This is a genomic window from Thermomonas carbonis (genome assembly GCF_014396975.1).
GTDB classification, from domain to species: domain Bacteria; phylum Pseudomonadota; class Gammaproteobacteria; order Xanthomonadales; family Xanthomonadaceae; genus Thermomonas; species Thermomonas carbonis.
Map to the genome: position 1 here is coordinate 1,583,124 of NZ_CP060719.1, position 19,070 is coordinate 1,602,193.

Below are 19,070 nucleotides of genomic sequence, written 5' to 3' on the forward strand. Positions count from 1 at the left end.
AAGTGCGCTGCCCACATGCCAACGCGCGGCGCACAGGAACGGGGTTGCGGGGCGTCGCAGTTACACTGTGCGGCCCCGAATCACCGCCTCGGCCCGCGCCTCGCATGAGCCACACCCGCGTCCTCACCGGCATCACCACCTCCGGCACCCCGCACCTCGGCAACTATGTCGGCGCGATCCGCCCGGCCATCGCTGCGTCGCGCGCGGCCGGCGTCGAGAGCTTCTATTTCCTCGCCGACTACCACAGCCTGATCAAGGCGCAAGACCCGGCGCGGACGCAGCGCTCCACGCTGGAAATCGCGGCGGCATGGCTGGCCTGCGGACTCGAACCGGACAAGGTTTGGTTCTATCGCCAGTCCGACATCCCGGAAATCCCCGAGCTGACCTGGCTGCTGACCTGCGTGGCCGGCAAGGGCATCCTCAACCGTGCGCATGCCTACAAGGCGGCGGTCGACCGCAACCGCGCCGAGGGCGAGGACGACGATGCCGGGGTGAGCGCGGGCCTGTTCATGTACCCGGTGCTGATGGCCGCGGACATCCTGATCTTCAATGCACACAAGGTGCCGGTCGGGCGCGACCAGGTGCAGCACATCGAGATGGCGCGCGACTTCGGCCAGCGCTTCAACCACATCTACGGGCAGGATTTCTTCATGCTGCCGGAAGCGGCGGTGGACGACAACGTGGCGACCTTGCCCGGCCTCGACGGCCGCAAGATGAGCAAGAGCTACGACAACACCATCCCGATGTTCGCCTCGCGCAACGAGCTGAAGAAGCTGATCGCCGGGATCCTCACCGACTCGCGCGCGCCGGGCGAACCCAAGGACATCGAGGGTTCCGCGTTGTTCCAGATCTACCAGGCGTTCGCCTCGGCGCAGGACACTGCGGCGTTCGCGCAAGCGTTCGCCGACGGCATCGGCTGGGGCGATGCCAAGCAGCAGCTGTTCGAACGCATCGATGCCGAAGTCACGCCGCTGCGCGAAAAATACGAAGCCTTGATGGCCCGGCCCGCCGAGATCGAGGCGATCCTGCGCGATGGCGCGGCGCGTTTGCGCGCGCAGCACGCCACCCCGACCCTGCAGCGCCTGCGCGAGGCCGTGGGCTTGCGCGACCTCTCGCAGGTCAGCACGGTCGATGCGAAATCGGCGAAGAAAGACGCAAGCGTGGCTGCGCCGACGTTCAAGCAATACCGCGATGCCGACGGCAAGTTCTACTTCAAGCTGGTGCAGGGCGAACGCGTGCTGCTGCAGAGCACCGGCTTCGCCTCGCCTCGCGATGCCGGCCAGCGCATCGCCGCGATCAAGCAGGGCGAGATCGGCGACGGTGCGAGCGACTTCGCGCTGGGCGACGGCGTGACCGACGAGGAAGTGAACGCCGCGCTCGCGGCCTTCGTCGCCGCGCAACTGGAAGGCGAGGGCCAGGCATGAGCAATGACGTCGCCGGCATCCCTGCCTTGGCGCTGATCCTGTTCACGCCGTGGTTCCTGATTCTGGCCGCGCTGTACTGGCTGTACCCGCGGCAGCCACGCAACGCCGCGCGCCTGCGCTTCGACGCGATCGCCCTGCTGCTGGCCTTTGCGGGTTGCCTGGCCAGCCTCTACTGGAGCTTCGGCATCGCCGATCGCAGTTACGGACAGCTGTGGCCGCAGATCCTGGCGACCTCGGTGGGTTACGGCGTGTTCCTGGCAGTACTCACGGCGGCGTTCTACCTGCGCCGCAGGATGCTGGCGACGGGCTGATCAGTCCCGCGATGTGGCGCGGAGCCCGCTCTTGTGGGAGGGGGTTCAGCCCCGACAGAGGAAGGCATCGGGGCTGAAGCCCCTCCCACATAAGCCTCGCCTGGCCCAAGACAGTTGCTTCTAGAGGGTCAGTCCCAATCGTTCCAGGCGACGCCGCGCTCCGGGAACTTCGTCCGCACGATGCAGAAGCGTTGCCCGGTCGGCGCTTCCATCACCCACCAGCGCTTCACGAAGGCGATTTTCTTCGCGCCGAGCGCTTCGAGGCGATCCGCCTCTGCGTTCACGTCATCGGCTTCGATGTCGAGGTGCACTCGAGAGGGATGCGCGACCTTCTGCACTTCGATGTGCAGGTCGCCCGGCGTGTCGCCGAGCATCTGGTATTCGGCATCGCCATCGCCGGCGTCGCGGTCCGCAATGCTGCAACCGAGTGCTTGCGCCCAGAAATCGGTGGCGGCATCGAGATCATCGGTGTTGCAGTCGATGATGAAACCGGAGAGACGGCTGCGATGGGGCATGGCGATTCCTCCATAGCCCGGGTAAGGGCAGCGCACCCGGGTAGTGGCGATGCGAACCCGGGTGCGGCCTTCGGCCTTACCCGGGCTACGAACTATGCCGGCTGGGCCAGATCGTCCAGCAACGCCGCAAGGAAGCGCGCCGCTTCGCCGCCGGTGCAGGCGCGATGGTCGAAGGTCAGCGAGATCGGCATGCGCCGGTGCACTTCGATGCCGCCCATCACCGCGACCACGTCATGCGAGAGCTTGCCCGCACCGACGATCGCCACGCAGGGCGGCACCACGACAGGCGTGGCATAGCGGCCGGCGAACATGCCGAAGTTCGACAAGCTGATCGTGTAGCCGGAAAGTTCCGACGACGGGATGCTGCGATCCTCGACCTGCGTGCGCAGGCGCTTGATCGCCGCGCGCACGCTGTTGCCGTCGAGCATGTCGGCATTGCGCAGGGCCGGCACGAACAGGCCGTCGTCGGTGTCCACCGCGATGCCGAGGTCGACGTGCGGATGCAGGGTGCGGGTGAGGTTGGCGCCGTCGAACCACGCATTGAGCGCGGGCACCGCCTTGCAGGCCGCGACGATGCCGCGCACCAACCGCGCGGTGATGTCCTGGCGACCACTCCAGGCATGCAGGTCGGCATCGTCGACCAGCGTGGTCGGCACCACCTGCGCATGCGCGTCGGCCATCACGCGGGCCATGTTGCGACGCACGCCTTTCAACTGTTCCGGTTGGCCGCTGGCGACCGCACCCGGCGGCTGCGTGCGCATCGGCTTGCCGGACTGCGACAGCGTGCTGCGCTGTGCTGGTGCCACCGGCGCCGGAGCAGCAGCGGCTGGCGTGACAGCTCGTGCGGGCGCTGCGCCCGGCTTGGCGGAACCATCCGCGGCCGCGCGCTTCACATCGTTCATCGTCACCGTGCCGTCCGCGCCGCTCGGCGCGACGCGGGCGATATCGACGCCGAGCTTGCGCGCCGTCGCGCGCACCGCCGGCATCGCCTTGACGCCACCCGCCGCGATCGCCGCCTGCGCGACGACGGCATCGCCGACCTGCATCGCGCCGACCACGGTACCGGCATCCGCCTTCGCAGCAGCGGATTCGGACACGGGCACCGGTTTCGGTTCATCGTGGGTCGGATCATGGTGGTGGCCGGTGTCCTGGCCTTCCGCGCGCTGCGGCATGGATGCATCGACTTCGAACTCGGCCAGCATCGTGCCGGTGACCACGATGTCGCCCGCCGCGCCGGCCAGTTGCAGCACCTTGCCGCTGACCGGCGAGGGCACGTCGACCACCGCCTTGGCGGTTTCCATCGAGACCAGGTTGTCGTCGAGCTTGATGACGTCGCCAACCTTGACGTACCACTCGACGATGGTCGCGTCCGGCAGGCCTTCGCCGAGGTCGGGAAGCAGGAATTTCTTCGACATGCGGGGTCCTTACGAATGCGCCATCGCGCGCCTGGCGGCGGCGATGATCTTGTCCACGCTGGGCAGGTACTTCATCTCCAGGCGGAACAGCGGGATGTGGGTGTCGTAGCCGGTGACGCGCTCGACCGGGGCGACCAGGTCGAACATGCATTCCTCGGCGCAGCGCGCGGCGATCTCGGCGCCGAAGCCGGCGGTCTTCGCGGCCTCGTGGACGATGACGCAGCGGCCGGTCTTGGAGATCGATTCGGCGATGGTCGCGAAGTCCAGCGGCTTCAGCGTGGCGACGTCGATGACCTCTGCGCTGATGCCTTCCGCAGCGAGTTTCTCCGCAGCCTCCAGGGTTTCCTTGACCTGCGCACCCCACGTCACCAGGGTCACGTCGCTGCCGTCGCGCAACACGAAGCAGACGTCGAGCGGCAACGCCTCGCCATCGTCCGGCACCAGTTCCTTGTACTGCCGGTAGATGCGCTTGGGTTCCATGTAGATCACCGGATCCGGGTCGCGGATCGCGGCCAGCAGCAGGCCGTAGGCGCGCTGCGGCGACGACGGCATCACCACTCGCAGGCCGGGTACGTTGGTGAAGATCGATTCGTTGGCTTCGCTGTGGTGCTCCGGCGCGCGGATGCCGCCGCCCCAGGGCACGCGCAGCACCATCGGGCAGGTCAGGCGACCGCGGGTGCGGTAGCGCATGCGTGCGGCGTGGCAGACGATGAAGTCCACCATCGGATACATGAAGCCGTCGAACTGCGCCTCGGCGACGGGCTTCATGCCTTGTGAGGCCATGCCGACGGTCAGGCCGGCGATGGTGGTTTCGTCGAGCGGCGTATCGAGGATGCGCTCGGTGCCGAAGGTCGCGGACAGTCCGGCCGTCGCGCGGAACACGCCGCCGTTGACGCCAACGTCCTCGCCGAGCACGACGACGGAATTGTCGTTGCGCAGCTCGTAAGCGAGGGCCTGGGTGATCGCCTCGATCAGTGCAATCGGTTGTGCGTCGCTCATGCGCGCTTCTCCGCGGCGATGGCCTGTTCGCGTTGCGCCAGCACGTCCGCTGGCATGTCGCCGTAGAGGTAATCGAACATCGCTTCGACCGGCTGCACCGGGGTTTCGAGGTAGGCATTGATCTCGATGTCGACGCGCTTGCCGCAATCCTCGATCCAGGCCTTTTCCTGGGCCTCGCCCCACAGTTTCTGGTCGGTGAGGAACTTGCGCAGGCGCAGGAACGGTTCCTTCTCCCAGGCGGCCTTCACTTCGTCCTCGCCGCGATAGCGGCGGGCGTCGTCGGCGGTGGTGTGGTCGTGCAGCCGATAGGTCATGAACTCGATCACGCTGCCGCCGTCGCCGCTGCGGGCGCGCTCATGGGCGCGGCGCATCGCTTCCAGCACCGCGACCAGGTCGTTGCCATCGACTTGCAGGCAGTGCAGGCCGCCGGCCAGGCCTTTCTGCGCGAGGGTATCGGCACCGGTCTGGGCCTTGCGCGGCACGCTGATCGCCCAGCCGTTGTTGATCACGCACAGCACCAGCGGCAGCTTGTAGGCACCGGCGGAATTCACCGCCGCATAAAAATCGGTTTTGGAAGAACCGCCATCGCCGCAGGTGGCCACCGCGACGCGATTCTCGCCACGCAACTTGAACGCCAGCGCCGCGCCCGAGGCCATCAGGCACTGGGTGGAGATCGGCACGCACCACGGGTAGTCGTTGCGCGGGATCTCGAAGTCGTTGCCGCGTTCGTCGCCGCCCCAGTACATCAGCACGTCGCGCGGCTTCACCCCGCGCTCGAACTGCGCGCCGTATTCGCGATAGCTCGGCGCGAACACGTCTTCCGGCTGCATCGAGGCACCGATGCCGACATGCGTGGCTTCATGCCCCAGGCAGGCCGCGTAGGTGCCCAGCTTGCCGGTGCGCTGCAGCGCGATCGCCTTGGTGTCGAAGGTGCGCACGAAGAGCATGCGCTTGAACAGCGGCAGCAGTGCTTCCGCGCTCGCCACCGCCGGCGGCAGGTCGCCGGCGAGGGTGCCGTCGGGCTTGAGGTATTGCAGGTATTCGATCTCGAAACGCGCCGCAATCGTCATCCGTTCCATTCCACGATGCATTGGTTGCGAATGATACGGTTCGCCGGTTAACCGGTCGTTGCGCAGTGCGGCATTCAAGCCGCTCGAGGCGCACAAAAAGAAGGCGCAGCCGGGGCTGCGCCTTCTTCCGTTGATCGCGATCCTGGTTTACGGGAAGGAAACTGTCTGCGCGTTGTCACTCAAGTCGGGATCGGTGGTTTCGGAGGAAATGGTGGCCTCCAGAACATACGCGTTCGAGGACGTGCCGGAACTGAAGCCGAGGGCGACGAACTGGAATGCGCTGCTTGACCCGGCCGGGATGCTCCTGCTGGTGGTGCACCTGAACGCGGTCAACGTTATCACCCGCTTGCAGCCCCAGCCGGCGGGCGGCACGATGTTGCTGAAGAACACGCCGCGCGGCAGCGTCAGCCTGAAGTTCGCGACCGCGCCACTAGCCGCGTCGGGACCATCATTTCGCAGGGTGAGTGTCGCCTTGGCCAAACCCGGCTGCGCCTGTTCTCCAGACCAATTCACGCCGAGGTCGGCGGCCTGTCCCGCCAGCACCTGCGCGGTGGCCTGGTTGTTGGCCGAGTTCGGGTCGCCGGTGGACGAAGCCACAGTGGCGGTCATGCGCAACACCGGCGTGCCGGTGCTGGCCACGCTCACCGTGAAGCGGTCGGCCGCGCTGCTGGCGAACTCGCTGGCGGTGCAGTCGACGGTGGTGGTGTGCGCCAGGGCATCCTGGGTCGCAGCTGCGCAGGTCCAGCCGGAAGGCATCTCGACCACCGGCGTCACCAGCCCGTCGAACATGATCGACAGCGACGCCGGATCCGCGGAGCTGGGGCCGGCATTGGCTACGTCGACATGGAACACGGCGGTATCGCCGCTGCCGATCTGGGTGGATTCCGCAGAGGCGGTGACCGAAAGATCCGCGTTCAGGATCTGGGCGAGTCGAATCGAAATCCGCACCGGGTCGTGATCGGAGGTACGCAACGGCGGATTCTCTGACGTGTAGGGCGGATCGAACTCGGCGAAATGCCCGTGACGGAAATCCGCGTTGACGCGCGCGTGGTCGACCAGGACCTCGGCCACGCCCGGATCCATCGCCAGCGCCTCGTTGACCACCGCGTGATCCAGGCTCTGGCTGATGTTGCCGAAGATGTACGAGTAACGCTGCTCGGGATCGGCGATGAGCTCGTTGCCCATGATGAGCGGGATGCCGCCATTGGCGGGGCTCAGCGGGCTGTCCGCCCAGAAGACGACCTCGCTGGCCGGCGCGGGATTGCCGGTGGTGATGCCCATCGCGTCGACGTACCCGTCGTTGACTTCGAAGGCATTGAAGTCGCCGACCAGCACGATTTTCTCGTCCGGGTTCGCGGTCTGCAGATCGTCCACCAGTTGCGCCAGGAATTCCGCCTGCTTTGCGCGCTTGGCGCGGACGCGGTCGCCGCTGCTGCCGGTGGCGTCGTTGCCGTTTAGCGAGCGCTGATGGACCACGATCGCGGTGATCGGGTAGTTGCGGCCGTCGTCCAGCGTGACCAGGGCCTTCAGGCGCAGCGGCGGACGATCGTTGAGCAGCGAAGTGTCGCCACCCGGTTCACTCCAGGTGGTGGTCTTGCCGTGCTGTTCGATTTCCACGACCTGGACCCGTGAGACCGCACCCGCGGCACGCGTATTGACCAGGAAGCCGACATCGATGCCGCCCACGTCGTTGCCTTCCTGCAGGTAGGCGACATAGGTCGGCTCGCTGGCGCAGGTGCTGTTGAGCTTGTTGGCCAGCGTGCTGAGCGCATTGAGGTTTTCGACCTCGACCGCGCCCAGGATGTCCGGCGTCTTCAACCAGTCGCAGATCACCGCGGCGGCCTTGGTCACGCGCTTGTCGAAGTTGAGTGTGCTGAGGGTCGGACCGGAGCCATTGGCGATGTCGTCGAACAGGCGCAGCATGTTGAAGCCGGCGATGGTGACGTCGTCGCTGGTCGGATCCGACACCGCCTGCGCGGTGCCCGGGACAATGGTGGGTGGTGCGTCGGCGTCGTACAGCAGTTCCCACGCGCTTTCGGCGAAGTTGCTCCCGAAATAAGTGAGAACGCCGGCCAGGTTGCTGACGGTACCGCCGGCATCCACACGCGGCGTGCCGCCCGATGGGACGACCAGCGGATACACCTTCAGGCGTTCCTGGTTGGCATCGAACAACGGGATCGTCGGTGCTGCCGGGTACGGATCGAAGATACTGATGCCGGCTTCGCGCAGCGGGCGCTGCACGCCGGCGACGACGATCTCGAATTCGCCATTGAGGTCGCTACTGGTGACCGAATCCTCGTTGGTATTGCCGGGGGACTGCGCCACGATCTTGCCGCTGGCGACCGTGACTCGCATGCCTTCCAGATGTTCCAGGACGTCGGGCAGGCTGCTCGCGCCGAGCATGGCCGCGGTGATTTCCACGGCAGCCGGCAGCGGGTTGCCCGTGCTCGACACCACCATGCTGGAAGGCTGCAACTGGGTGCTGGGCATGTTGTACACGCCGCCCGAGCCAGCGAATTCGTCGACAGTGCCGGTAACCTGCACCAGGTCACCGATGTTGAAGGCCGGTGCGGTGCCGGTGAACACGAAGACCGCTTCCGATGTCATCGAATCCGCATCCACCGATGCATCCGGCGACTGCATGAAGAAGCCGTTGCTGCGCTTGGCGGTGACGATGCCGGAGGTAGTGACCGCGGTGCCATCGAAGGGGGATTCGCTGCCGTTGCCCTGGATGTCGTGGATCGCGGCCGCCGCGGCGTCGTCGTTGAGGATGGTGCCCAGGCCGCTGGCATCGCCGACGGTGGCGCCGACGACGTTGCTGATGTTGACCAGGAAACCTTCGTTGCCTTCCACCGCGGTTTCGCCGTTGACGGTCACGGTGAAGCTGTAGGTGCTGCTGCCGGCGGGAATGGTCTGGCCGGTCAGGCTGCTGGCGATGTAGTCGCTGCCGGCAGTCGCGGTGCCATCGGCGGTGGCGATGTCGAAGGTGACGCCACCCGCGCCGGCTGGCGCGCTCAGGCCGACCGTGAAGGTGAAGATGGTGGTACCGGCGTTGCCTTCGGCCAGGGCGACGTCGTTGATGCTGATCAGGATCGGGCCACCCGCACATGTGGCGCTGTGGGTGCCGAGGCCGGCATAGGTTCTGTCGTCGAATCCGTCCCACTCGGTTGCTGGATCGAACGCATCGGATATCGAGGTATCGCCACTGCACACCGACGATTTGCGGCGAAGCGTGCGGTCAACCGTGGATGTACCCCCGGTGCCCCACCCGGTTCCCGGATCCACGCCGACCTGGCCGAAGGAATCCACCACCGTGTTGTCGGTCCTGCGGAGTACCCAGGCGTCATCGCCGTTATGGGTGATGCTGCCGCTCAGCTGCTGACAGCTGGTGGCGGGGATTTCAGCGTTGGTCGCCGGTGGGATAGCGCTGGTATTGCAGACTACGTAGGTGCCGCCGTTGGGAAGCTCGATATCCGGGAGTGAGATCGTGCTTGTGGGGCCGTTCGCCTCCGGGCGGCCATTGGCGTACAGCTCCAGCTTGTATCCGGAGAGATTCACGGGGGTGCCTGTGCCGTTGTAAAGCTCCAATGCCTTGTTGTTGCCCACGCTGGCTTCGATGTATTCCGAGATCAGGAGGTCGGCGGCCTCTGCGCTGCCCGCGCCCATGGCAAGCAACAGCGCCACGCTCAGGCGCGAAAATGTCAGTTTCATCAGTTTGGAATCCCCGGAATTGAGCAGGGCCACCCGGCCCGTCGGGCGATTCTGCTGCATTTCCGTGACAAGCGCATGGCATCCGCGGACCCCATGCGACAATCCCGCGCCATGACTATCGACCGCAACGAACGTCCGCTGGAAGCCGGCATCCACACCGACCTGGAAGGCCGGCTGACCTACGGCGGTTACCTGCGCCTCGACCAGTTGCTGTCCGCGCAGCAGCCGCTGTCGCAGCCCCCGCATCACGACGAAATGCTGTTCATCGTCCAGCATCAGACCAGCGAGCTGTGGCTGAAGCTGCTGATCCACGAGCTGACCGCGGCCACCGACCACCTGCACAACGACCGCGTCTGGCAGTTCGGCAAGGTCATCGCGCGCTGCAAGCGGGTGCTCGACCAGCTGACCTCGCAATGGTCGGTGCTGGAGACGCTGACGCCGTCCGAATACATGGAATTCCGCGACATCCTGGGCCCGTCGTCGGGGTTCCAGTCGTTGCAGTACCGCACGGTCGAGTTCCTGCTCGGCAACAAGAACGCGGCGATGCTGAAGGTGTTCGCCCACGATGCCGACGGCCACGCCGCACTGCAGGCCGCGCTGCTGGCGCCGAGCCTGTACGACGAGTTCCTGCGCTACCTCGGTCGCTGGGGCCACGACGTCCCATGGCAGCACCAGGAACGTGATTTCTCGCAGCCGCATGTGATGGATCCGGGCCTCGTGCCGGTGTTCGAGCGCATCTACGAGGACACCGGCCGCTACTGGCGCGAATACGCCCTGTGCGAGGATCTGGTCGACCTGGAAACCCAATTCCAGCTATGGCGGTTCCGGCACATGCGCACGGTCATGCGCATCATCGGCTTCAAGCCCGGAACCGGCGGTTCCAGCGGCGTGGCCTTCCTGCGCAAGGCGCTGGAGCTGACCTTCTTCCCCGAGCTGTTCGAGGTCCGCACCGCGATCGGCCCGGGCCGCGACTACGGCGCGCCCGACCTGCCGGCGCGCTAAGGCTGGCGTTGCCGCAGGCCGCGTCCTGAATGGGCGAGGTTTGACGTTTCACGCGCTCCTCGGCCATCCTCGCCCGGTTCCGCGCCCGCCGCGGATCCTTGGCACCAGCATCCACACAGGGGAGACCGCATGAGCGGAGCCGCAACCACCAACACGCCGGACGCCGTGCCGGAATTCCGCCAGGTAATGGGCCATCCACGACCGTTGTGGATGCTGTTCATGACCGAGTTCTGGGAACGCTTCGCGTTTTATGGCATGCGTTGGGCACTGGCCTTGTACATCGTGGCCCAGTTCCACGGAGGCGACAGCGCGGGTGAGGCACCGGCGAGCCGGCTGTATGGCGCATACCTGGCCCTGGTCTACGCTGCCGCCCTGTTCGGTGGATATGTCGCCGACAAGGTCATCGGCTACCAGCGCTCCATTCTGCTGGGTGCTGTTGTCATGGCGGCCGGCCTGTTCATGGTCATGTGGCCGGATGAGAACGTTTTCAAGCTAGGCTTGGCGACGGTCATCGCCGGTAACGGCCTGTTCAAGCCGAACATCTCCACCATGGTCGGCAAGCTCTACCTGCAGGGCGACGACCGCCGTGACTCAGGCTTCACCCTGTTCTACATGGGCATCAACCTCGGCGCGATGATCGCCCCATGGCTGACCGGCCTGCTGGCCGAACGGATCATGGGCGGCTCCCCTGATTTTCCTGCCTACAAGGTCGTGTTCCTCGTGTCGGGTATCGGCATGCTGATTTCGCTGGTGTGGTTCTGGTTTGGCCGCAAGCAGTTGGAGGGTATCGGCCGGCCAACGCCGGGTACGGAGGGCAGCGGCCGCGTGCTGATGACCGCGATCTGCACCCTTCTTGCCATCCCGGTGATCTACTTCCTGTTGTCGATCGGCGCGGGTGCGCTGCAATGGATCCTCACCGCGCTGTTCGTGGCGCTTTGCGTGCTGATCATGCGCGAGGGTTTCAAGGATGGCCCGGTGCGCCGCGACATGGCGATCGCGATGTTGATCATCTTCGCGTTCAACGTGCTGTTCTGGTGCTTCTTCGAACAGGCCGGCAGTTCGTTCAACTTCCTGGCCCAGAACATCGTCAATCGCGATTTCGGCGGATGGACCTTCCCGGTGGGCTGGTTCCAGTCGGTGAACTCGGTGGCGATCATCGTGATGGCACCGCTCATGGCGTGGCTTTGGGTGAAGCTGGGTCGCAACAATCCTTCGATCCCCCGCAAGTTCGGCCTTGGCTTGCTGTTCAACAGCCTGGCCTTCCTGCTGCTGATGTTCGCGCTGTCCAGCCTCGTTGATCCGCAGAGCCTGAAGATCCCGTTCTGGACGCTGTTTGCGGTCTACTGGATCCAGTCGATCGGTGAGCTGTGCCTCTCGCCCATCGGTTTGTCGATGGTGACCAAGCTGGCACCAGTACGCCTCGTCGGCTTCGGCATGGGTGGCTGGTTCCTGTCCACGGCCATCGGCAACAACCTGTCCGGCATCTTTGCCAGCCATGTCAGCGGTACCGAGGGCATGAGCGTGGAATCCGCGCTCGGCGGCTACACCTTCGGCTTCTGGGCGCTGCTGATCCCGGGTCTGTTGCTGTTCCTGATCGCGCCGCTGATCCAGCGCCTGATGCACGGCGTGAAGTAAACAAGAGCGTTTCAGCGCACGAAACAAAAACGGCAGCTTCGGCTGCCGTTTTTGTTTGCGTCGCCGGTTGCGTTTATTCGGCGGATGTATCGCCGCCGCCGGTGTAGTGCTCCGCACGTAATTCCAGTTCGTCCAGACGATCCAGGAGGCGGAACAGCAGGGCGCGTTCGTCGGCCGGGATATCGCCCAGCAGGTGTTGCTCGAAGCCGAGCGCCAGCGGCACGATCTGGTCGTAGACCGCGTAGCCGGCTTCGGACAGGCGCAGCATCGAGCGCCGGCGGTCGTCGTCGTCGAACTCGCGGGCGATGCGCCCGGCGTCCATCAGCTTCGCCACCGCGCGGCTCACCGCGACCTTGTCCATCGCCGTGCGCTGCGCGACCTGGTTGGCGGAAAGCCCGGAGAACCGACCGAGCACGGCCATCACCCGCCACTCCGGGATGGTCATGTCGAAGCGCTCCGAATACTCGCGGGCGATCGCGTTGCTGGTGCGATTGGACAGCACGCTGAGCCGGTACGGCAGGAAGTTCTCCAGCTTCAGCTGCCGGTGCTTCGGCTGGGCGGTGTAGGGCTGGGCGTCGGGTGCCTGGCTGGGATCTGTCATGTGCTGCGCCGCGCCTTGAGATGGTTGCATCTGAAACTATAGAATATCCGCCTCACAGCCGAGGAACCGCCATGAGCGCACAGCCCAATCTTGGCATGCAGCCGACCACGTTCGACAACCCGATGGGCATCGACGGCTTCGAATTCGTCGAATTCGCCGCGCCGGCGGGCCAGGCACAGCACTTGCACGACTATTTCAAGCGCATGGGCTTCACCCAGGTCGCGCGGCACAAGACCCGGGCGATCAGCACCTACCGGCAGGGCGATTGCACCTTCCTGATCAACGAGGATCCGGACAGCTTTGCCGCGCGCTTCGCCGCCGAACACGGCCCGAGCGCCTGCGGCTTCGCGATCCGCGTCAACAAGCTGGCCGAATGGGCGCGCGTGCAGGCGCTGAAGAACGGCGCCGAATCGTTCGATGCCGCCGACGAGCTGACCAAGGCGGTCGCCGCGCCGGTGATCAAGGGCATCGGCGGTTGCATGCTCTACATCGTCGATCGCTACGACGAGAAAGGCACCATCCACGATCCGGACTACGAATACCTGCCCGGCGTGGATTTGCTGCCGACCGGCTTCGGGCTGACCTTCATCGACCACCTGACCCACAACCTCTACCACGGCAACATGGCGAAGTGGGCGGACTACTACGAACGTTTGTTCAACTTCCGAGAGATCCGCTACTTCGACATCAAGGGCGCGAAAACCGGCCTGCTGTCGAAGGCGATGACCGCGCCGGACGGCATGGTCCGCATCCCGCTCAACGAGTCCAGCGACCCGAAGTCGCAGATCAACGAATACCTGGACGTGTACGGCGGCGAAGGCATCCAGCACATCGCCTGCTTCACCGACGACATCTACGCGACGGTGGAGAAGATGCGCGACACCGGCATCGAGTTCCTGGACACGCCGGACACCTATTTCGACGTGATCGATGCGCGGATCCCCGAGCATGGCGAAGACGTCGAGCGCCTGCGTGCGAACAAGATCCTGATCGACGCCGACCCCGAGACCAAGCAGCGCAAGCTGCTGCAGATCTTCACCCTCAATGCGCTCGGTCCGATCTTCTTCGAGATCATCCAGCGCAAGGGCAACGAAGGCTTCGGCGAAGGCAACTTCCAGGCGCTGTTCGAGAGCATCGAGCGCGACCAGATGAAGCGCGGCGTGCTGTAGTTTTTAGCTCCCTCTCCCTCTTGGGAGAGGGTTGGGGAGAGGGGCTTTCAGGGCGCGACTGCAATGACGATCGAAAGCAACGGCTACCAGACCGGCTTTGGCAACGAATTCGCCAGCGAGGCGATTGCCGGGACGTTGCCGCAGGGGCGCAACTCGCCGCAGGTGGTCGCGCACGGGCTGTACGCCGAACAGATCAGCGGCACCGCGTTCACCGCGCCGCGCCACCAGAACCGCCGAAGCTGGCTGTACCGGATCCGCCCGGCGGCGATGCACGGGCCGTTCGCGTTGTTCGAGCAACCGCGCTTCCACAACGATTTCGAGACCGGCCCGGTCACCCCGGACCAGTTGCGCTGGAATCCGCTTCCGCTGGCGGATGCGCCGACCGACTTCATCGAAGGGCTGGTCACGATGGCCGGCAATGGTGGCCCGTCAGCAGGCGCGGGCATCGGCATCCACATGTACGCCGCCAATCGCGACATGCAGGGCCGCTTTTTCTACGATGCCGACGGCGAGCTGCTGATCGTGCCGCAGCAGGGCCGGCTGCACATCGAAACCGAACTCGGCGTGCTCGATGTCGAGCCGCAGGAAATCGCGCTGATCCCGCGCGGGATTCGCTTCCGGGTGGCGTTACCGGATGGCGAGGCACGCGGCTATGTGTGCGAGAACTTCGGCGCGTTCATGCGGCTCCCGGACTTGGGTCCGATCGGCAGCAACGGGCTGGCCAATCCGCGCGATTTCCTCAGTCCGAATGCGGCGTATGAAGACGTCGATGGCGAATTTGAGCTCATCGCGAAGTTCGAGGGCCATTTGTGGCGCGCGGACATCGGCCATTCGCCGCTGGACGTGGTCGCCTGGCATGGCAACCACGCGCCTTGCAAATACGACCTGCGCAGCTTCAACACGATCGGCTCGATCAGTTTCGACCATCCGGATCCGTCGATTTTCCTGGTGCTGACCTCGCCCAGCGATACGCCCGGCGTCGGCAACATGGACTTCGTGATCTTCCCGCCGCGCGTGCTGGTGGCGCAGGACACGTTCCGCCCGCCATGGTTCCACCGCAATATCGCCAGCGAGTTCATGGGCCTGGTGCATGGCGCGTACGACGCCAAGGCGGACGGTTTCGCGCCCGGCGGCTGCTCGCTGCACAACTGCATGACCGGGCACGGTCCCGATGCCGCCACCTTCGACAAGGCCAGCGCTGCGGACACATCGAAGCCGGACTACATCGGCGGCACCATGGCCTTCATGTTCGAGTCGCGCCACGTGATCCGGCCGACGCGACAGGCACTGGACGCCGCGCATCGCCAGCGCGATTACCAGGCGTGCTGGGCCGGGTTGCGCAAGCGCTTCGTCGCGCCGCACGAGTGAACGCGGCGGCTCCGAAATTCGCGGCGCGTTAACCGCAAAGCGTCAGACTGCGGGCTCACGAACGAGGAGCCCAGCCGATGCGGACACTGCTTTCGATTGCTTTGCTGGTCGCCCTTGCCGGTTGCGGCGAGCGCGGCACACCTGATGCCAGCCCCACGGCGCCAACCGAGGCGGCTCCCGTCGCGGACAGCACGGTAACCCCACCGGTCGCTGAAACCCCTGCACCCCCTGACGGCGATACCAGCGGTTCGCTGCGCGTGGACAAGCCCGCCGATGGCACGATCAGCTTCAACGGTTTCGGCCCTGCGGCCTTTGGCGCAACCGCAGAAGAAGTGCGCATGGCCTGGGGTGGCGACCTCGGCGATGAGCAGCCGTCCGAACCGGGCGGTTGCTATTACCTGATCCCGCAACCGGTCGGCGAGGCCGGCTATCGCACGGCTTTCATGATCGAAGGCGACACCTTCGCGCGCATCGACGTGCGCCGCGACGATGTGACCGCGCCGGGCGGCGGCAAGGTCGGCATGAACAAGTCGCAGATCGCGGCGCTCTACGCCGGCATCGAGCAGGAGCCGCACAAGTACACCGAGGGCCAGTACCTGAGCGTCAGGGATCCGGCCGGCGGCAAGGCGATGCTTGTGTTCGAGACCGACGGAAAAACCGATGACGCCAAGGTCACCGCCTGGCGCATCGGCCTGCAGCCGCAGGTGGATTACGTGGAAGGCTGTTCCTGATCGTGATCATCGCCATCGGTGCCGGGCGTGCTGCCTGCGCCCGGCATCGGTGGCTGTTCGGCCATGTGCAATGACAACGCGGCCTTCGCCATCAGGTGCGCGCTGATCGGCGCGGTGATGAACAGGAATGCAGTGATCAACAGTTCGCGCGGCTGCGGGTCGGTGCCGGCGAAGGCGTGGTAGCCGACCGAGGCGATCAGCACGCAGCCCACGCCCAGCGTGCTGGCCTTGGTCGGCCCGTGCAGGCGCTTGAAGAAGTCCGAGAGCTTGAGCAGGCTGAAACTGCCGACCAGCAGGAAGAAGCAGCCGACGGCCAGCGCGAACACCAGGGCGATCGCGATGATCCAGCTCATTCGACGATGTCCCGGCGCAGCACGAACTTGCTCAGCACCACGGTACCGACGAAGCCGAGCATGGCGATGACCAGCGCGGCCTCGAAATACACCGCAGTGCCCAGATGCATGCCGAACAGCACCAGTTGCGCGATCGCCGACACGAACAACGTGTCCAGGGCGAGGATCCGATCCGGCAGGCTGGGCCCGCGCAGCAGCCGGACCAGGGCCAGCAGCATGGCCACGCCGACCACGTGCATCGCGGCGATCACCGCCCAGCCGACCAATTCCAGCGGGGTCACGGGAAGATCTCCATCAGCGGTGCCTCGTAACGGGCCTTGATCTGCCGGATCACCTCATCGGGATCCTTGAGGTTGAGTACATGCACCAGCAGGTGGCGGCGATCCGCGGACAAGGACGAAGACACCGTGCCGGGGGTCAGGGTGATGATGCTGGTCAGCGCGGCGATGCCGTGGATGTTGGCGATGTCCAGCGGCACCCAGATGAAACCGGGGGTGATGTTGCGTTCCGGCCCGAGCACCTGCAGCGCGACCACGATGTTCGAGCGCACGATGTCCAGCGCCAGCACGCCGGCCATTCTCGGCACGCCGCCCAGGCGTCCGATGCGGGCGAATTCGCGATCCAGTCGCGCGGCGAACGGTGGAATTGCCAGCGCCAGCACCAGCGCCATCAGCGCATGGCCGACAGTGACCGCGTCGTTCATCAGCAGCCAGAAGCAGAACACCGTCACGCTCAGCGGCGGCGAGGGCAGCCAGCGCTTGCGCCATGGCGTGCGCGTCGGGTTCATGGCGCCCGCCTTGCCGGCAGCGCGGCATCGATCTGGCGCACGTACTCCGCCGGTGCCAGCAACTGATCCGCGGTGGCGCGGGTGAACGCAAGGACGGGCGCTGCCGCCAATGCCATCGCGATGCCGTAGCAGACCAGCAGCAGGACCGCGGCGCTTTCCAGCGGCGGTGCGGTCAAATTCGCGGCGGCGGGCGCTGCGTTCAACGCATCGACCTCGTCCTGCGCGTGGGCCGGTTCGGAATCGCTGCCCCAGAACACGTGCACGCCGGTGCGCGCCACGCCGACCAGCATCAGGAAACTGCTGCCGAGCACGCAGCCCCAGACCCAGCCAATGGAACCTGCCGGCACCGCATCGAGCAGCAGCAGTTTGCCGATGAAGCCGGACAGCGGTGGCAAACCGGCCAGCGAGACCGCGACCAGCAGGAACAGCAGGCTCCGCATGCGCCCCATCCGCGGCGTGGCCATGTCCTTGCCGGCTCCGCCGCGTCCACGCTGGCGCACCAGGTCGGCGAGCAGGAACAGCGCCGCGCCGGCCAGGGTGCTGTGAACCAGGTAGTACAGCCCCGCAGCAATGGTGCCCGGCGTGGCCAGCGAGAACGCCACGAACAATGTCGCTGCCGAGCCCAGCACCAGGTACGCGGCGAGAAGGCGCAGCCGCTGCGCCGACAGCACACCCAGCGCGGCCAGCACCAGGGTGACCGCTCCCAACACCTGCAGCGCCGGCCAGGCAAAGCCGGCCAGCGGCCCGGCCAGGCCGAAGCTCAGCGTGCCCACCCGCAGGACTGCATACAGGCCGACCTTGGTCATGATCGCGAACAGTGCAGCCACTGCCGCCGGTGCCAGCGTGTAGGTCTGCGGCAGCCACAGGTACATCGGCAACAGCGCGGCCTTGGCGCAGAACACCACCAGCAGCATGCCCGCCGCGGCTTCGACCAGGGCGAGGTCGCTGGCCGGCACTTCGGCTACGCGCGCGGCCATCTCGGCCATGTTGAGGGTGCCCAGCAGGCCGTACAGCAGGCCCAGCGCAAGCAGGAACAGGGTCGATGCGCCGATGTTGAAGGCGACGTAATGCAGGCCGGCGCGCATGCGCGCGCCGCCGCCGCCGCTGAGCAGCAAGCCGTACGAGGCGATCAGCAGCACTTCGAAGAACACGAATAGGTTGAACAGGTCGCCGGTCAGGAACGCACCGTTCAGGCCCATCAACTGGAACTGGAAGAACGCATGGAAATGGGTGGCGCGGCGGTCGCGGCCACCGCAGGCATGCAGCAGGCAGGCGATCGCCAGCAGCTGGCCCAGCAACACCATCAGCGCCGACAACCGATCCACCACCAGCACGATGCCGAGCCGCGCCGGCCAGTCTCCGAGCAGATAGACGCTGATGTCGCCCTGATCGGCGTTGCGCAGCAACAGCAGCGACACCGCCAGCACCGCTGCCAGCGAAGTCCACGCGATCACCCGCTGCGGCAGCATGCCGAGGCGGCCGTGTTCGACGAACAACATCGCCGCCGCGGCCAGCAGCGGGATCAGGATCGGCAGCAACGGCAGGTGATCCATCATTCGCCACCACCGCGCGTTTCGCGTGCGCGTGCGTCGTCGTGGCGGCGTTGTTCATCGCGACGGAATGCCTGCTCGCCGGCGTCGCCGTCCACGTGGTCGCTGCCGTTGTCGGCGCGGCTGCGCATGGCGATGACGATGCTCACCGCAGTCATCGCGAAGGCGATCACGATCGCGGTCAGCACCAGCGCCTGCGGCAGCGGGTCGGTGTAGTGGGCGAGGGTGGTCGGCACGTCGTCGCGCAGCACCGGCGGCTTGCCGGGCGTCAACCCGCCGCTGGTGAAGATCAGCAGGTTGGTGGCGTAGGACAACAGGGTCAGGCCCAGGATCAGGTCGAAGCTGCGCGCGCGCAGCAGCAGGTACACGCCTGCCGCGGTGAGCAGGCCGATGGCGCTGGCCAATGCGAATTCCATCAGCGCGCCTCCG

General features: G+C 66.0%; 17 protein-coding genes and 1 pseudogene. 7 read left to right on the forward strand and 11 right to left on the reverse strand.

The window, feature by feature from the left end; translation table 11 throughout:
• Positions 1 to 104 precede the first annotated feature (104 nt).
• Together H9L16_RS07230 and H9L16_RS07235 are read left to right on the forward strand one after the other, a co-directional pair.
• Positions 105 to 1,424 (forward strand): tryptophan--tRNA ligase, encoded by a 1,320-nt coding sequence (locus tag H9L16_RS07230; RefSeq protein ID WP_187553848.1) that lies wholly within the window; start codon positions 105 to 107, stop codon positions 1,422 to 1,424.
• On the forward strand, positions 1,421 to 1,735 hold the full coding sequence (locus H9L16_RS07235; protein WP_229796631.1) for a hypothetical protein: 315 nt from the start codon (positions 1,421 to 1,423) through the stop codon (positions 1,733 to 1,735). Before H9L16_RS07230 ends, H9L16_RS07235 begins: the two co-directional genes overlap by 4 nt.
• Before the next feature lie 128 nt (positions 1,736 to 1,863).
• On the opposite strand, the gene H9L16_RS07240 is transcribed toward H9L16_RS07235, so the two are convergent.
• From H9L16_RS07240 to H9L16_RS07260, 5 genes and pseudogenes are all read right to left on the reverse strand, one after another.
• On the reverse strand, positions 1,864 to 2,250 hold the full coding sequence (locus H9L16_RS07240; protein ID WP_187553849.1) for a VOC family protein: 387 nt from the start codon (positions 2,248 to 2,250) through the stop codon (positions 1,864 to 1,866).
• Positions 2,251 to 2,342: 92 nt separating this feature from the next.
• Positions 2,343 to 3,665: a dihydrolipoamide acetyltransferase family protein gene (locus H9L16_RS07245; RefSeq protein WP_187553850.1), complete on the reverse strand. Its 1,323-nt coding sequence runs from the start codon at positions 3,663 to 3,665 to the stop codon at positions 2,343 to 2,345.
• A 9-nt stretch (positions 3,666 to 3,674) separates the two neighbouring features.
• Positions 3,675 to 4,664 (reverse strand): alpha-ketoacid dehydrogenase subunit beta, encoded by a 990-nt coding sequence (locus H9L16_RS07250; protein WP_187553851.1) that lies wholly within the window; start codon positions 4,662 to 4,664, stop codon positions 3,675 to 3,677.
• A complete protein-coding gene (gene pdhA, locus H9L16_RS07255; protein WP_187554094.1) occupies positions 4,661 to 5,734 on the reverse strand; it encodes a pyruvate dehydrogenase (acetyl-transferring) E1 component subunit alpha in 1,074 nt (357 codons plus the stop codon). The genes H9L16_RS07250 and pdhA overlap by 4 nt, the downstream gene beginning before the upstream one ends.
• A 216-nt stretch (positions 5,735 to 5,950) precedes the next feature.
• Positions 5,951 to 9,325: pseudogene (locus H9L16_RS07260) on the reverse strand (lamin tail domain-containing protein); the annotation flags it as partial.
• 231 nt (positions 9,326 to 9,556) lie between these two features.
• Here H9L16_RS07260 and H9L16_RS07265 point away from each other — a divergent pair.
• Together H9L16_RS07265 and H9L16_RS07270 are read left to right on the forward strand one after the other, a co-directional pair.
• Entirely contained in the window at positions 9,557 to 10,447 is an 891-nt protein-coding gene (locus H9L16_RS07265; protein WP_187553853.1) for a tryptophan 2,3-dioxygenase, read from the forward strand.
• Positions 10,448 to 10,576: 129 nt separating this feature from the next.
• Positions 10,577 to 12,082 carry a peptide MFS transporter gene (locus tag H9L16_RS07270; RefSeq protein ID WP_187553854.1) on the forward strand — a complete coding sequence of 502 codons (1,506 nt, stop codon included), beginning with the start codon at positions 10,577 to 10,579 and terminating at the stop codon, positions 12,080 to 12,082.
• Positions 12,083 to 12,155: 73 nt separating this feature from the next.
• Here the strand turns inward: H9L16_RS07270 and H9L16_RS07275 are convergent, their stop codons facing one another.
• Positions 12,156 to 12,683 (reverse strand): MarR family winged helix-turn-helix transcriptional regulator, encoded by a 528-nt coding sequence (locus H9L16_RS07275; RefSeq protein ID WP_187553855.1) that lies wholly within the window; start codon positions 12,681 to 12,683, stop codon positions 12,156 to 12,158.
• Positions 12,684 to 12,754: 71 nt separating this feature from the next.
• On the opposite strand from H9L16_RS07275, the gene hppD reads away from it, so the two are divergent.
• From hppD to H9L16_RS07290, 3 genes are all read left to right on the forward strand, one after another.
• Positions 12,755 to 13,852 (forward strand): 4-hydroxyphenylpyruvate dioxygenase, encoded by a 1,098-nt coding sequence (gene hppD / locus H9L16_RS07280; RefSeq protein WP_187553856.1) that lies wholly within the window; start codon positions 12,755 to 12,757, stop codon positions 13,850 to 13,852.
• Positions 13,853 to 13,915: 63 nt separating this feature from the next.
• A complete protein-coding gene (gene hmgA / locus H9L16_RS07285; protein ID WP_187553857.1) occupies positions 13,916 to 15,220 on the forward strand; it encodes a homogentisate 1,2-dioxygenase in 1,305 nt (434 codons plus the stop codon).
• A gap of 77 nt (positions 15,221 to 15,297) precedes the next feature.
• Positions 15,298 to 15,951, forward strand: a complete 654-nt coding sequence (locus H9L16_RS07290) for an LptM family lipoprotein (RefSeq protein ID WP_187553858.1) — start codon at positions 15,298 to 15,300, stop codon at positions 15,949 to 15,951.
• On the opposite strand, the gene H9L16_RS07295 is transcribed toward H9L16_RS07290, so the two are convergent.
• Genes H9L16_RS07295 through H9L16_RS07315 form a run of 5 tightly spaced genes read right to left on the reverse strand, consistent with a single transcriptional unit; the run spans position 15,930 to position 19,057 of the window.
• Positions 15,930 to 16,304 carry a Na+/H+ antiporter subunit G gene (locus H9L16_RS07295; protein WP_187553859.1) on the reverse strand — a complete coding sequence of 125 codons (375 nt, stop codon included), beginning with the start codon at positions 16,302 to 16,304 and terminating at the stop codon, positions 15,930 to 15,932. The genes H9L16_RS07290 and H9L16_RS07295 overlap by 22 nt on opposite strands.
• Positions 16,301 to 16,543: a K+/H+ antiporter subunit F gene (locus H9L16_RS07300; RefSeq protein WP_229796660.1), complete on the reverse strand. Its 243-nt coding sequence runs from the start codon at positions 16,541 to 16,543 to the stop codon at positions 16,301 to 16,303. The genes H9L16_RS07295 and H9L16_RS07300 overlap by 4 nt, the downstream gene beginning before the upstream one ends.
• A 38-nt stretch (positions 16,544 to 16,581) precedes the next feature.
• Entirely contained in the window at positions 16,582 to 17,091 is a 510-nt protein-coding gene (locus tag H9L16_RS07305) for a Na+/H+ antiporter subunit E (protein ID WP_187553861.1), read from the reverse strand.
• Entirely contained in the window at positions 17,088 to 18,644 is a 1,557-nt protein-coding gene (locus H9L16_RS07310; RefSeq protein ID WP_187553862.1) for a monovalent cation/H+ antiporter subunit D, read from the reverse strand. The genes H9L16_RS07305 and H9L16_RS07310 overlap by 4 nt, the downstream gene beginning before the upstream one ends.
• Entirely contained in the window at positions 18,644 to 19,057 is a 414-nt protein-coding gene (locus H9L16_RS07315; protein WP_187553863.1) for a Na+/H+ antiporter subunit C, read from the reverse strand. Before H9L16_RS07315 ends, H9L16_RS07310 begins: the two co-directional genes overlap by 1 nt.
• Positions 19,058 to 19,070 lie beyond the last annotated feature (13 nt).